General features: G+C 70.5%; 11 protein-coding genes. 3 read left to right on the top strand and 8 right to left on the bottom strand.

Annotated features, from left to right (window positions below; all coding sequences use genetic code 11):
• Positions 1–20: 20 nt before the first annotated feature.
• Positions 21–1,298 (bottom strand): extracellular solute-binding protein, encoded by a 1,278-nt coding sequence (locus ACF1A5_RS26920; RefSeq protein ID WP_392195457.1) that lies wholly within the window; start codon positions 1,296–1,298, stop codon positions 21–23.
• Between the two features lie 420 nt (positions 1,299–1,718).
• Here ACF1A5_RS26920 and ACF1A5_RS26915 point away from each other — a divergent pair, with 420 nt between their 5' ends.
• Both ACF1A5_RS26915 and ACF1A5_RS26910 read left to right on the top strand, forming a co-directional pair.
• Positions 1,719–2,753 carry a LacI family DNA-binding transcriptional regulator gene (locus ACF1A5_RS26915; RefSeq protein ID WP_392195456.1) on the top strand — a complete coding sequence of 345 codons (1,035 nt, stop codon included), beginning with the start codon at positions 1,719–1,721 and terminating at the stop codon, positions 2,751–2,753.
• A 118-nt stretch (positions 2,754–2,871) separates the two neighbouring features.
• Positions 2,872–3,744, top strand: coding sequence for a phosphatase PAP2 family protein (locus ACF1A5_RS26910; RefSeq protein ID WP_392195455.1), 873 nt, complete (start codon positions 2,872–2,874; stop codon positions 3,742–3,744).
• Here the strand turns inward: ACF1A5_RS26910 and ACF1A5_RS26905 are convergent.
• The 3 genes from ACF1A5_RS26905 to ACF1A5_RS26895 form a co-directional block, all read right to left on the bottom strand.
• A complete protein-coding gene (locus tag ACF1A5_RS26905; protein WP_392195454.1) occupies positions 3,732–6,728 on the bottom strand; it encodes a bifunctional [glutamine synthetase] adenylyltransferase/[glutamine synthetase]-adenylyl-L-tyrosine phosphorylase in 2,997 nt (998 codons plus the stop codon). The genes ACF1A5_RS26910 and ACF1A5_RS26905 overlap by 13 nt on opposite strands.
• Positions 6,729–7,095: 367 nt before the next feature.
• On the bottom strand, positions 7,096–8,484 hold the full coding sequence (locus ACF1A5_RS26900) for a caspase domain-containing protein (protein WP_392195453.1): 1,389 nt from the start codon (positions 8,482–8,484) through the stop codon (positions 7,096–7,098).
• Positions 8,481–8,888, bottom strand: coding sequence for a hypothetical protein (locus ACF1A5_RS26895; protein WP_392195452.1), 408 nt, complete (start codon positions 8,886–8,888; stop codon positions 8,481–8,483). The genes ACF1A5_RS26900 and ACF1A5_RS26895 overlap by 4 nt, the downstream gene beginning before the upstream one ends.
• Positions 8,889–9,172: 284 nt before the next feature.
• On the opposite strand from ACF1A5_RS26895, the gene ACF1A5_RS26890 reads away from it, so the two are divergent.
• Complete coding sequence (locus tag ACF1A5_RS26890) at positions 9,173–9,568, top strand: hypothetical protein (protein WP_392195451.1); 396 nt, start codon at positions 9,173–9,175, stop codon at positions 9,566–9,568.
• 77 nt (positions 9,569–9,645) lie between these two features.
• Here ACF1A5_RS26890 and ACF1A5_RS26885 read toward each other — a convergent pair whose 3' ends face one another.
• From ACF1A5_RS26885 to ACF1A5_RS26870, 4 genes are all read right to left on the bottom strand, one after another.
• Entirely contained in the window at positions 9,646–9,837 is a 192-nt protein-coding gene (locus tag ACF1A5_RS26885; RefSeq protein WP_392195450.1) for a hypothetical protein, read from the bottom strand.
• A gap of 288 nt (positions 9,838–10,125) precedes the next feature.
• On the bottom strand, positions 10,126–11,001 hold the full coding sequence (locus ACF1A5_RS26880) for a hypothetical protein (RefSeq protein WP_392195449.1): 876 nt from the start codon (positions 10,999–11,001) through the stop codon (positions 10,126–10,128).
• 9 nt (positions 11,002–11,010) lie between these two features.
• A complete protein-coding gene (locus tag ACF1A5_RS26875; protein WP_392195448.1) occupies positions 11,011–11,544 on the bottom strand; it encodes a SigE family RNA polymerase sigma factor in 534 nt (177 codons plus the stop codon).
• Between the two features lie 184 nt (positions 11,545–11,728).
• A complete protein-coding gene (locus tag ACF1A5_RS26870; RefSeq protein ID WP_392195447.1) occupies positions 11,729–12,961 on the bottom strand; it encodes an epoxide hydrolase family protein in 1,233 nt (410 codons plus the stop codon).
• Positions 12,962–13,027: the final 66 nt, after the last annotated feature.

Below are 13,027 nucleotides of genomic sequence, written 5' to 3'. Positions count from 1 at the left end.
ATCCGGCGGCCACACGGGCACTACTTGCTGAAGTCCGGGACCAGCTTGGCGATCGCGAGCTCAGCGTTGCTCAGACCCTTGTCCAGGGACTCCTTGCCACCGGCGATCTTGGGCAGCTCGGTGTCGAGCGGGCCCCACAGGGAGCTGTACTCGGGCAGCGCCGGGCGCGGCTGGGCGGCGGAGAGCACGCCCTGGTAGCCGGCGATGCCGGGGTCGGCCTTGACCTGTGCGGTGTAGGCGTCGTCACGGGTGGGCAGCGTGGAGTTCTTCAGGGCGATGGTCTCCTGGGACTTCGCCGAGGTCATGAACTTCACGAGCTTCAGGGCCGCGGCCTGGTGGGCCTTGTCCGAGCCGGCGTAGACCGAGAGGTTGTGGCCGCCGGTGGGGGCGCCCGCCTTGCCGGAGGAGCCGGCCGGGACGGTGGCGATGCCCAGGTTGGACTTGTCCGTGAAGGCCTTGCCCTTGTAGAAGTTCGTGATCTCCCACGGGCCCTGGATGATCGCGGCGACCTTGCCGTTGACGAACGCGTCCTGGATGTGGGCGTAGGCGTCCGCGGTGGTGTCGGCCTTGTGCAGGCCCTTGCCGGAGAACGTGCTCAGCCAGGTGCCGTACGCCTTCTTGGCGGGGGCCGAATTCACGGTGATCTTCTTGGCGGCGGCGTCGACGGTGTCGGTGCCCTCGCCGTAGAGGAAGGACTGGGCGTAGTAGGCCTGGGTGGAGCCCCAGTAGCCGTCGACGCCGGTCTTGTCCTTGACCTTGGCGGCGTCGGACTTCAGCTCGTCCCAGGTCTTGGGCGCCTCGGTGATGCCGGCCTTCTTGAACAGGGCCTTGTTGTAGACAAGGGCGAGGGTGTCGGTGACCAGCGGCACGCCGTAGGTCTTGCCCTGGTACTGGGCCTGCTTCATCAGGCTGGGCTGGAACTTGGCCTGGTCCGCGAGTGCCTCGGTGCCGTCCAGCGGCAGGAAGTAGCCCTTCTTGGCGAAGGCGGGGGTCCAGCCGACCTCGGAGCGCAGGACGTCCGGGGCACCCTGGGAGCCGGCGGCCGTGTCGAACTTGTTCTGCGCCTGGTCGAAGGGCACGTCGACGTACTTGACCTTGATGTTCTTGTTGGCAGCCATGAACTGCTTCACCAGGGCCTGGTACGTCGGCGCCTCGTTGGTGGCGTTGGAGGTGTCCCACCAGGTGATGGTCACCGGGCCGTCCGACTTGTTGTCGCTGCCGCTGTCGCCTCCGCCGCAGGCCGTCGCCGCGAGGGCGAGGGACGCCACGAGCGCGCTGGCCGCTATGCCACGCCGCATGAGTTCTCCTTGAGGGTGAAAGCCCGTGAACAGAGGGCGGTCCCGTCCGCCGCCTCTGCTGTGTTGCCGACTGCGCCGTTGCGGCGGCCGGGCGACCGTGAACGTAACAGCGATGTAAGCGCTGCGAAAGACCTTGCAGAAAAAAAATGCAAGAGATCATGACGGTTATCCGCCCGTGACCTGACCGCGCCTGCCACGAGCTTGATTCCACGCCGCTCAGCGGGGCCCGAAGTGGTGTGCAAGACTCTGCAAGCTCTTGCCATACCGTTGCGACGGGGGGAACATCCCTTGCGTACCGGGGAGCCGACCAGAACACGAGGGAACGCGATGACGCAGCAGCCCGCAGCGAGCCGGGCGACGGGCCGTGCCAGGCGTCCTGTCGGTGTGCAACGCGAGATCCGACCGGTACAGTCACATCCTGTGACCACACGGCTTGCCGATATCGCCGCTCAAGCGGGGGTGAGCGAAGCGACCGTCAGCCGCGTCCTCAACGGGAAGCCGGGCGTCGCCTCCACCACCCGCCAGTCCGTGCTGGCCGCCCTCGACGTGCTGGGCTACGAGCGCCCGGTGCGTCTGCGGCAGCGCAGCGAGGGCCTGGTGGGCCTGATAACCCCCGAGCTGGAGAACCCGATATTCCCTGCCCTGGCGCAGGTCATCGGCCAGGCGCTGACCCGGCAGGGCTACACACCGATCCTCGCCACCCAGACCCCGGGCGGGTCCACGGAGGACGAGCTGACCGAGATGCTGGTGGACCGCGGGGTCGCCGGGATCATCTACGTCTCCGGACTGCACGCAGACACCACCGCCGACACCCAGCGCTACGACCAGCTGCGCGCCCAGGGCGTGCCGTTCGTGCTGGTGGACGGCTTCTCGCCCAAGGTGCAGGCGCCGTTCATATCCCCCGACGACCGGGCCGCGATGACCCTGGCCGTCACCCACCTCGTCGCCCTGGGCCACACCCGGATCGGGCTGGCCGTGGGGCCGAAGCGCTTCGTGCCGGTGCTGCGCAAGATCGAGGGCTTCGTCCGCGTCATGCAGGACCAGCTCGGCCTGTCCCCGGACGTGATCGAGTCCGTATTCCTCCAGCACTCCCTGTACACGCTGGAGGGCGGCCAGGCCGCCGCCACGGCGCTGATGAACCGGGGCTGCACGGCGGTGGTGTGCGCCAGCGACATGATGGCCCTCGGGGCGATACGGGCGGCCCGGCAGCAGGGTCTCGAGGTGCCCCGGGACGTCTCGGTGGTCGGCTTCGACGACTCCCCGCTGATCGCGTTCACCGACCCGCCCCTGACGACGATCCGCAAGCCGGTGCCGGCCATGGGCCAGGCGGCGGTGCGCACCCTGCTGGAGGAGATCGGCGGGACGCCCGCCCCGCACAGCGAGTTCGTGTTCATGCCCGAGCTGGTGGTGCGCGGTTCGACGGCGTCGGCCCCCGGGGACCGCGCCCGTCCGTAGCAGACGTCGGTGCCTGGGAGCACGCCCGCCCGTGGCGCCGCCGGGTGGACAACATGCGTCCTCGAACCGACGGCGGGATGATCGGTGGGGGAAGGCTTTTCTGGCAGACTCTGTGCCCATGGGTGACACGACCGTGACGCGACCGGGAGGGCCCGAGGGGGCCGCCCCGCATCCCGCCACGGATGCGCGGCAGGCGGACGTCCTGGGCCGGCTGCGCACGCCCGGCCGGCCCCGGCTCTGGTTCGAGATCCTGCTGATCGGGGTCAGTTACTGGACGTACTCGCTCATCCGCAACGCGGTACCGGAGCAGAAGGCCGAGGCGCTGCGCAACGCGGACTGGATCTGGCGCGCCGAGCACCGCCTGGGCATCGCCGTCGAGCAGTCCGTCAACCACGCCGTCGACGCCGTGAATTGGCTGATCGTCGGCATGAACTACTACTACGCGACCTTGCACTTCGTGGTCACGGTGGGTGTTCTGCTGTGGCTCTACCGCAGCCATCCCGGCCGCTACGCGGCGACCCGCCTGGTGCTGTTCACGACGACCGGCATCGCCCTGCTCGGCTACTACCTGTATCCGCTGGCGCCGCCGCGCCTGATGAACGGCGGCCGCTTCGTGGACACGGTCCAGGTCCACCACACCTGGGGCTCGATGGCCTCCGGCGACCTGAAGCACATGTCGAACCAGTACGCCGCGATGCCGTCGATGCACATCGGCTGGTCCCTGTGGTGCGGCCTGACCATCTTCGCCCTGGCCACCGTGCCCTGGGTCCGGGTCCTCGGGCTGGTCTACCCCGTGGCCACCCTCGTGGTCATCGTCGCCACCGCCAATCACTTCTGGCTGGACGCGGTGGGCGGCCTCATGTGCCTGGGCGTCGGCTTCACCCTCGCCCGCCTCTGGTACGGGGCGCTGCCGTACGCCCTGCCCCGCAGCCCGGTTCCGCGCGAGGCGCTGCTGCCGGCGAAGGGGCGCGACGCCGCTCACATCCCGTAGAACAGCGTCTCCACCACGCCCCGGGCCCGCCGGGCGGTCCGCCGGTAGGCGTCCAACATGTCTCCCACGTGCCCCGGCCCGTACCCCAGGTACCGCCCCACCGCCGCCAGCTCGCGCGGGTCCGAGGGGAAGGTGTCCCCCGCCCGGCCGCGCACCAGCATCACGGCGTTGCGCACCCGCGTCGCCAGCACCCACGCCTCGTCCAGGACGGACGCGTCCTCCTCCGACACCAGCCCCGCCTCCCGCGCGGCCGCCAGCGCCTGCCGGGTCCGCGTGGTGCGCAGTCCCGGCTCGCCCGCCCCGTGCCGCATCTGGAGCAGCTGCACCGTCCACTCCACGTCGGACAGCCCGCCGGGCCCGAGCTTGGTGTGCAGCTTGGGATCGGCGCCGCGGGGCAGCCGCTCGGACTCCATCCGCGCCTTCAGCCGCCGGATCTCCCGCACCGCGTCCTCGTCCAGCCCTCGCGCCGGGTACCGCAGCGGATCGACCAGGTCGACGAAGCGCCGCCCGAGGTCCGCGTCCCCGGCGACCGGCTCGGCCCGCAGCAGCGCCTGCGACTCCCACACCAGGGACCAGCGCCGGTAGTAGGCCTCGTACGACGTCAGCGTCCGCACCAGCGGCCCGGTCTTGCCCTCGGGCCGCAGATCCGCGTCGATCAGCAGCGGCGGGTCCGCGCTCGGGATCTGCAGCAGCCGCCGCATCTCGGCGACGACCCGGTTCGCCGCCTGCGCGGCCTCCCGCTCGTCCACGCCCTCGCGCGGCTCGTGCACGAACAGCACGTCCGCGTCCGAGCCGTAGCCCAGCTCGTGCCCCCCGAACCGGCCCATGCCGATGACCGCGAACCGGGTCGGCAGCTCCTCGCCCCACCCCGCGTCCACGACCGCCCGCAGGGTGCCGGCCAGCGTCGCCGCGGTCAGGTCGGACACGGCTGAGCCGACCAGGTCCACGAGCGCGCCCTGGTCGGCCTCGGCGGGCTGCTCCTCGGTGCCGTAGGAGTGGACGATGTCGGCGGCGGCCGTACGGAACAGCTCGCGGCGCCGTACACCGCGCGCGGCGGTGACCGCCTGCTCGGCGTTGTCCGCGCGGCCCACCGCGGCCAGGATCTCCTGCTCCAGGTGGGCACGCTCGCGGGGCTCCAGGCCGCCGCCGTCGCCGTCACCGAGCAGGGCCACCGCCTCGGGCGCCCGCAGCAAGAGGTCGGGGGCGAGGCGGCCGGCCGACAGCACCCGGGCGAGGTTCTCCGCCGCGGCGCCCTCGTCCCGCAGCAGCCTCAGGTACCACGGCGTCTTGCCGAGCGCGTCGGAGACCTTGCGGAAGTTGAGCAGGCCCGCGTCGGGGTCGGCGGAGTCCGCGAACCAGCCGAGCAGCACCGGCAGCAGGGTGCGCTGGATGGCCGCCTTGCGGGTGACTCCGGAGGCCAGGGCCTCCAGGTGGCGCAGCGCGGCGGCGGGGTCGGCGTAGCCGAGGGCGACCAGGCGCTCGCGGGCCGCCTCGGGGCTGAGCCGGGCCTCACCGGGGGCGAGCTGGGCGACCGCGTCGAGCAGCGGCCGGTAGAAGATCTTCTCGTGGAGCCGCCGTACGACGCCGGCGTTGCGCCGCCACTCGCGGGTGAGCTCGGCGACCGGCTCGGTGCGCAGCCCCAGGGAGCGGCCGAGGCGGCGCAGGTCGGCCTCGTCCTCCGGGACCAGGTGGGTGCGGCGCAGCCGGTGCAGCTGGATGCGGTGCTCCATGGAACGCAGGAAGCGGTACGCCTCGTCGAGCTGCACGGCGTCCGCCCGGCCGACGTAGCCTCCGGCGGCCAGCGCCTTGAGGGCGTCCAGGGTGGTGCCGCTGCGCAGGGAGGCGTCGGCGCGGCCGTGCACCAGTTGCAGCAGCTGGACGGCGAACTCGACGTCCCGCAGGCCGCCCGGGCCGAGCTTGAGCTCCCGCTCGACCTCCGCGACGGGAATGTTCTCGACGACGCGGCGGCGCATCTTCTGCACGTCGGCGACGAAGTTCTCGCGTTCGGCGGCCTGCCAGACCAGCGGGTGCAGGGCGGCGACGTACTCCTCGCCGAGCGCGGGGTCGCCGGCCACCGGGCGGGCCTTGAGCAGCGCCTGGAACTCCCAGGTCTTGGCCCATCGCTGGTAGTAGGCGACATGGCTGCTGAGCGTGCGCACCAGCGGGCCGTTGCGGCCCTCGGGCCGCAGGTTGGCGTCCACCGGCCAGATCGAGCCCTCGACCGTCGTCTCGGAGCAGATGCGCATCAGGTGCGAGGCGAGCCGGGTCGCGGCGCGCAGCGCCTTGCCCTCATCGGCGCCGTCCGCGGCCTCGCCGACGAAGATGACGTCGACGTCGGAGACGTAGTTCAGCTCGTGGCCGCCGCACTTGCCCATGGCGATCACCGCGAGCCGGCACAGCGCGGCGTCGTCGGGGGCGGCGGCCGTGGCGAGGCGGAGCGCGGCGCGCAGGGTGGCGGTGGCCAGGTCGGCGAGCTCGGCGGCGGTCTCGGCGACGGTGATGGTGCCGCACACGTCGCGGGCGGCGATGGACAGCAGGCAGCGCCGGTAGGCGACGCGCAGCGAGACGGGGTCGGTGGCGTCCGCGAGCCCGCGTTCGAACTCCTCCACGCCCGGGTGCAGGTCCCGCGGCTCGTAGGTGACGAGCGCCTGCCAGTCGCCGGCGTGCCGCGCGAGGTGGTCGCCGAGCGCGGCGGAGGCGCCGAGCACGCCGAGCAGCCGGTCGCGCAGCGGCTTGGCCGCTATCAGCGTGTCGAGCAGCTCGCGCCGGGCGGCGGGGGCCGGCTGGGCCTCCAGCAGCCGGACCAGGCCGCCGAGCGCGAGGTCGGGGTCGGCGGTCGCGCCGAGCGCCTCGAGGAGCACCGGGTCGTCGCGGACGGCGGCGAGCTCCGCGCTGTCCAGCAGCCGCTCGGCGGCGGAGGCATCGGTGAAGCCGTGCCGCAGCAGCCGTGTGAAGGTACTGCTCCTGCGCCCCGGCGCCGTCATCCCGGCCTCCCGTCGGATCCGTTCGTCCTGGCCAGAGCCTAACCGGAGTGGCGGCCACTGGCGCCGGAGGGAACCCGCCCGAGTCCGGCCTCCCCGTCCCGGACGGCCGGACTCGTGCAACATGCACACGATTCCCCCGCTCGTGCTTCGATCCGCCCATGCGCGAAGACAATGGATCGACTCGTGGCTCCGCAGGACCGATCACCACGACCGGGCCTCGCGGAACTCGGGCCATCGCGCACGGATCACGACCGGCGAGGCGGACGATGCGAGGTCATCCGCCGAGGCGTCCTCCCTTCAGCAAGGGTGGCGCCGCGCCGCAGACGCCGGCGGCCTCGCGGCTCGTCAGTCACAGTGCCGTCCTGAGTCAGCCGTCTAAGAGTTCGCACGCGGGGTGGCTGCGGTCAGGAAGGCGTGAGCAGTCGAAGTAGCCGGACCACCTGAGCTGTGAGTCAGGCGTGGTTCCGGCGCCCCTCTCCCATGTGGCGACCCTTTTGCCGTTTCGAAACTCCAATCCTCCTTGCGATACTGACGGCTTCCGCTCCAGCAAGGTCGCGATGGCCTGCAGCAACGAGATCCGGTCCTTCCTCTTCTCCCAGGAAGCGACCACCTGGCTGGGCATCGCCGCGCTGAACCCGGCAGCGTCAAAGCCTGCCCGGTCCATCGCCACTTCCATCGCGTCGAAGTCGCCTTTGCAGGCGGCATCGTGCACTACCTTGACCGAAACCTCCTCGCGCACTTGGCCGTCCCCGGGGTCGAAGGTGTCGTAAGCCTGGCCGCAATGAAGGCCGGCCAACGTCGAGGGGTGCGCTTCGGGCTTCGCCTTGGGGAGCAACGCCCACACGGCTAGCCCATAACCCAAAGCCACAGCCATGAGCGAGGAGACGACGACCCTCCTTCTTCGCTTCTGTGCCTCCTCACGGGAATACGACGCTTGGTCCGCTTCCGACTGGAGGGGGGCCGCTCTCGGGGCTCGGTTGCGGACGATGCTGATGCGATTGCCGCGCCCACGGTGCAACTGCTGAGGACGTGGTCTGCCTTTACGCCTCATGGCGGCGTCAATATTCTCGAAGACGTCAGTCATCGTCAGCAGCTCGCCGCCACCGGGGGCGCCCTGTTCCAGCACGTTGATGAGCTCGCCGGTGAACGCGGGATATGGCTCACCTTTCGGGGCCAGCGCCAGCTTGGTGGCATGCGAGGCCGTGAGGACGACGGTGCCCTCGATGTCGGCCATGCCCGTCACGTCGGCGTCGGAGGAGAGCGACCTCAGCAAGGCCAAGCCGCTGAAGCAGCAGTCGAGGATGACCACTTTACGCTTTACGTGCGTGGCGGCGACCAGAATGCTTCGGAGGTCGGCGTAACAGACGGCGGAGAATTGCTTGTCCTTGGTCGTGTTCGGCACGGCCAAGTGGAGGTCTTCGCTATGCGGATAAACAACTCCGTGGCCCGCGTAATAGACGACCAGGGTGTCTTGCGCCTTGGCTGCCGCCTTGTGCACGGCCTCCAGCATGTCGTCGCGGCTCGGTTGAGTGACGACTACACAGTTCTGGGGAGACAGGCCCCACACGGTGGGATCGATGAGGAGTTCGGCAAGGCGCCGGCAGCCGGTTTCGACGGAGGGGCGGTCTTCGAGGTATCGGGTTCGGCTGCTGCCCGCATTCGGCTCCCGAGCGAACTGGTGAACCTCGATGAGTACCGCATATGACGTTGAGGGGTCGGAGAGGTGTACCTCCGTGTTCGAGTTCCCCCGTTTCACCGAACGCCCTCCGCTGAACCCTCCTCTGTACTCCCCGCATCATCCGAGCCGCGTTGGGCGGTGTCCGTCGCAGTGCCGGAAAGCTGACGCAGCAGGTCCTGGATCGCCTCGGGGTCGGCACCCTCCACGGAGACTCTGACTCCGTTGCGCTCAACGCGGACTTCAGCCTCCCTGCCACGCGCACTGCGCCAAGTGGAGATGGACACCAGCAAGCTGCCGAGAGCAGTGGCATTCGAAATAACGACGTTGATCAACTCCAGGGCTCCCAGAGCCTCCGGGAACGCTTCAGCCTCAGCCAGTTCGACTTCCGCCTCGTTTCGGACATCCGGGTCCTCGGAAAGCCAGCGGTACAGGTCGTGTACGTCGGAGAGACCGTCTGAGACGACCCGAATGAACACCTGCACTCGTTCCCCCTCCAGTAGTGACATTGATGCTAGCGGGCCCTGTGCCAAGCAGTCAGCGAAGTCGGCGCCCCCGTCCAGTGATGAGCCAGCCCGGAAAGGCGTGGTCGGCCTCGTCCAGGGAGTGGTAACCCTGAGGCGCCGACCTGGGCGCGCTTCATGGCCTCTCGGAGGGGGCATTGCCGGTCGCCTCGCTGCGATCCTCCTGGTTCGCACTTCCGCGGGTGTGCGTGGCCGACTCGGCAACCTCCTGCCGCCCCGATGCCCCGGCCTGCGAGAGTGGTCCGGTGCTGCTGGATCCTGAGAACACTCTGTTCGTCCGTGGTGCCACGCCCGTGCTCCTGCTGGCCGAGGCGCCTGTCCACGATGCCCTGCCGCTCCTGACCGCGCCGGACGGGGCGGTGCCCTTGTGCGAGGGCTGGAGCATCGTCCCCCGCCTCACCCTGTGCCTCGTGGACGGACCCGGGGACCACGGGCTCGTAGTCCCCGCTCTCGCTGCGGCGGTGGTCGGCAGGGCCGACGACGGCACGGCAGCGAGCGGCATGAGCGACTGGTGCGCGGATGCCGAGCAGGCAGGCGGAGCAGTCGTCCTGTCCCTCGAACACCTGCCCCAGGCACTCGACTGGTCAGCCCTGCTCTCCTCGGGCACCGCCCGCGGCGGCTTCATGCCCACGCCGGGCTGACCGTGCCTCCTCCGCCACAAGCTGCCGGGTGCCGTCGCACTCCGCGCTCGTTGCCGTCGGCGTTGGCGGGGTTTCGGTCAATCGCTCTCCCGGTAGTCCATGAACCAGTGGGTGTCGAAATCGCGGGCCATCGTGTACCGCTCCATCCAGTCGACGCCCTCGTCCTCGTCCGGAGCGATCGCCAGAGGTTCTGGGACCTCCCTGTGGGCGACCACCAGCACCGGCCGCTCGATCCCCCGGCGTCCCGCGCCGTACCCGTGCCGACCCACTGGTTCCCGGGGGCCCACGCCCGTATCTTCACGGCCCGGTCCTCGAAGGGGACGAGGAGAGCGGCGCCCCTGGATTCGTCGACCGTCGGGTCGGTGAGGCCGTCGAGGACGAGGGTGCGCGGGACGCCGTACCTGCCGCCGAGCAGCTCGGTCAGGTCCTGCGGATCCACGTCGCTGGACAGGTACGCGTAGCCGTCCCCCGGGCCGATCCGGGCCAGCAGGTCGTCGACGGTCGCTTGCGTGAGCTGCATGGCGGACAGTGAAGCGCACCGCTCCGACAGCGGCTCCTCAGCCGCCCGCGATGGTGGTCTGCCTCTTCTGCATCGGGTGTGCGTCGGCGTACCGCACCAGGTCGAGGAAGCGAGAGTCGCCCGCGGCCGCCAGGAGGTCCTTGCTGGTGACCGGGGAGGATGTCGTGGCGCCCGTGTCCGGGTAGACGCTGAGTTCGACATCACTGTGCCCGTAGGAGAAATAGACCTGGGTGGACAAGGTCTCGGGCGAGTCGGCGGGCAGACGGAGCGAGACCGCCTTGAGGCCACCCGGCAGAGTGGCCTGTTCACAGCTTCCGCCCTTGAGGGCGTCGGGCTGCTCGGGGCAGGGCCTCGGGCCGGAGCCGTCGCCGGACGGCCGTACGGAGAAGATGATCGGGAACACCGAGCCGTCTTCGGCCTGGCCCTGATAGCGCCGCACCTCTAGGTCGACCGGCCGGATCAGGCCGACCGTGTCCGGCAGCAGTTCGTCGAGGACGGCCGCCGCCTGTTGCTGGAACTCCGCCCGCCGTTTCCGCTCGGCGGGCGGAAGGTCGGCCATGGACCGCTCCTCGTCGCTCGTGGGCTCGATGTGGACCGGTGTGCGGTACGGCTCCGGTTCCCGGACCGGATCGGGCGACTCGTGGGGCGAGGGTGTGCCGCTCCTGGCAGGAAGGACCGTCGTACGGGCGCCGCCCCCGACGGGGAGCGCCAGGAAGCCGAACACCACTGTCCCCGCCACACAGGCGACCACCGCGGCGATCGCGAGACGGGCCCGCGCCCTGCGGCGCCGCCCCTGGGTGACTGCGGCGGGCACCAGGTCGGACAACGACGGCAGTTCCGCCACCGTACGTTCCATCGCATCCTTGACCAGCAGGGCGCTCCGGCGGTCTTCTTCGTGCATGTTGTCTGTCATGGCGGTTCCTCAGCTCCCCGTGGCGTAGGTGTGGGCCTCGCCCAGTTGGGCGCGCAGTTTCGCCAGGGAACGTGAGCACTGGCTCTTGACCGTGGACTCGCTGCACTGCAGAAGCTCGGCAACGGACTCGACGCTCTGGTCCTCCCAGTACCGCAGGACGACCATCGCCCGGGCTCTGGGCGGCAGTCCGGCCAGCGCCGACATCAGCGTCACCCGCAGATCGGTGTGGTCGGGTGCGGGCCGGGGGTCGGGACGGGAGTGCGCCAGCAGGTCCCGCAGTCGGCGCCGACGCTCGGCCAGGTAGGTGCGGGCCAGCACGGTTCTGGCATAGGCCTCGACATGGTCGGCGGCGCTCGCCCGCCGCCAGTGCTGGAACAGCTTGGCGAGCGTGGTCTGCGTCAGGTCCCGGGCCGTGTCCGGGTCCCCGCACAGCAGGTAAGCGGTCCGGTACAACCGTCTCTGGCTCGCCCGTGCGAAGGCCTCGAAGCTCTCGGGCGCCTGGGGTCCCCTTGGCGCTTCGGAGCCCCGGCCGTTCTCCGGCATCTGCTCTCCCTTCCGGGCCCTGTCGAGGGACCCTGCCTTGTCACCCCTCTTCAGAGCGCTGCCGCACCCAAAAGGTTGAAGCCGAATCGACCTTCCTCCACGCCGCGCTGCCTCACCGCCGGCGCTGCTCCCGCCGGCAGGGCACTTTGCCCTGGCTGGTCCCCCGTCGAGCCGGCAGGCCCGTTCAGGGCCTGCGGCCGCGGAAGGTGCGGCGGAGGTCGCTCACCCAGGCGTCGGGGTTCTCCCAGGGGATGAAGTGGCCGCCGTGGTCGTGGGCGTTGACGTTGACGTGGTTGAACCAATCGGCCTGCGGGCCGGACTTGAACGCCCGGACGCGCTCGTCGGCGGTGTGGATGCCGGGCGGGTTCTCGTACGTGACGAAGGTGAGGCCGACCGGGGCCTGCACGACCGGGGTGCGGTCGTGGGCGCGGACCCAGGGGTAGCGGTTGGCGTTGGCGTAGTAACGCATCGACGTGGCGATGGAGTTGTTGACCCAGTAGATCGTGGCGTGGGTGAGCAGGTCGTCCTTGGTGAAGACGGACTCGACGTCGCCGCCGTTGTCGCTCCAGGCGTTCCAGCGCTCCAGCAGCCAGGCGAGCAGTCCGGCGGGTGAGTCGCTCAGCCCGTGGGCCAGGGTGGCGCCGTCGAGCATGTGCACGGTGAGGTGGGACGCCGAGCGGTGGTCCAGCTCGATGATGCGGGCGCGGACGTCGGCGGGCTGCTCGTCGGTGAGGGGCCGGTTCCGGGCGAAGTCCCAGGCGCGGGGGCCGGTGAAGAAGTCGAGCGGCAGCCCGGAGCCGATGTGGATGCCGTACAGCTCGTCGGCGTACTTGTGGCCGAGCTGGCTGGAGACGATCCCGCCGATGTCGCAGCCCCCGGCGGCGTACCTCTCGTATCCGAGGGTCTCGGTCATCAGGGTGTGCCAGAGGTCGGAGACCTTCCAGAAGTTGACGTCCGGAAAGCCGGTGAGCGGGCCGGGGAAGCCGAAGCCGGGCAGGGACGGCACGATGACGTCGAACGCGTCGGCGGGGTCACCGCCGAACGCGGCCGGGTCGGCGAGCGGGCCGATCACCTTCGACCAGTGCCAGAACGTCCACGGCCAGCCGTGGGTGAGGATCAACGGGATCGGGCGAGGGCCGCGGCCGCGCTTGCGCATGAAGTGCACCGGGACACCGGCGACGCTCACCTGGTAGTGGTCGTGGACGTTGATGGCGGCCTCGGCCTTGCGCCAGTCGTAGCCGTCCCGCCAGTAGGCGACCAGCTCGCGGAGATAGCTGTCCGGGACGCCGTAGGACCAGTCCTCGTTCCCCTCGTCCAGCGGCGGACGGGTCGATGTGAGACGGGCGCGCAGGTCGTCGAGGACCTCGTCGGGCACGTGGATCGGGGTGGGCTCCGGGGGGAAGGCGGGCGGGGTCATGGCGTGGTCCCTTCTGGACAGGTGGAGGCGGTGCCGTCAGCCTGTCGGGTGATCGGGCGGCGAGCC

Source organism: Streptomyces sp. NPDC014864 (genome assembly GCF_043081525.1).
In the GTDB taxonomy this organism is placed as follows: Bacteria; Actinomycetota; Actinomycetes; order Streptomycetales; family Streptomycetaceae; genus Streptomyces.
Note: the sequence above shows the minus strand (reverse complement) of the source record. Positions and strands in the feature narration are given on the sequence as shown.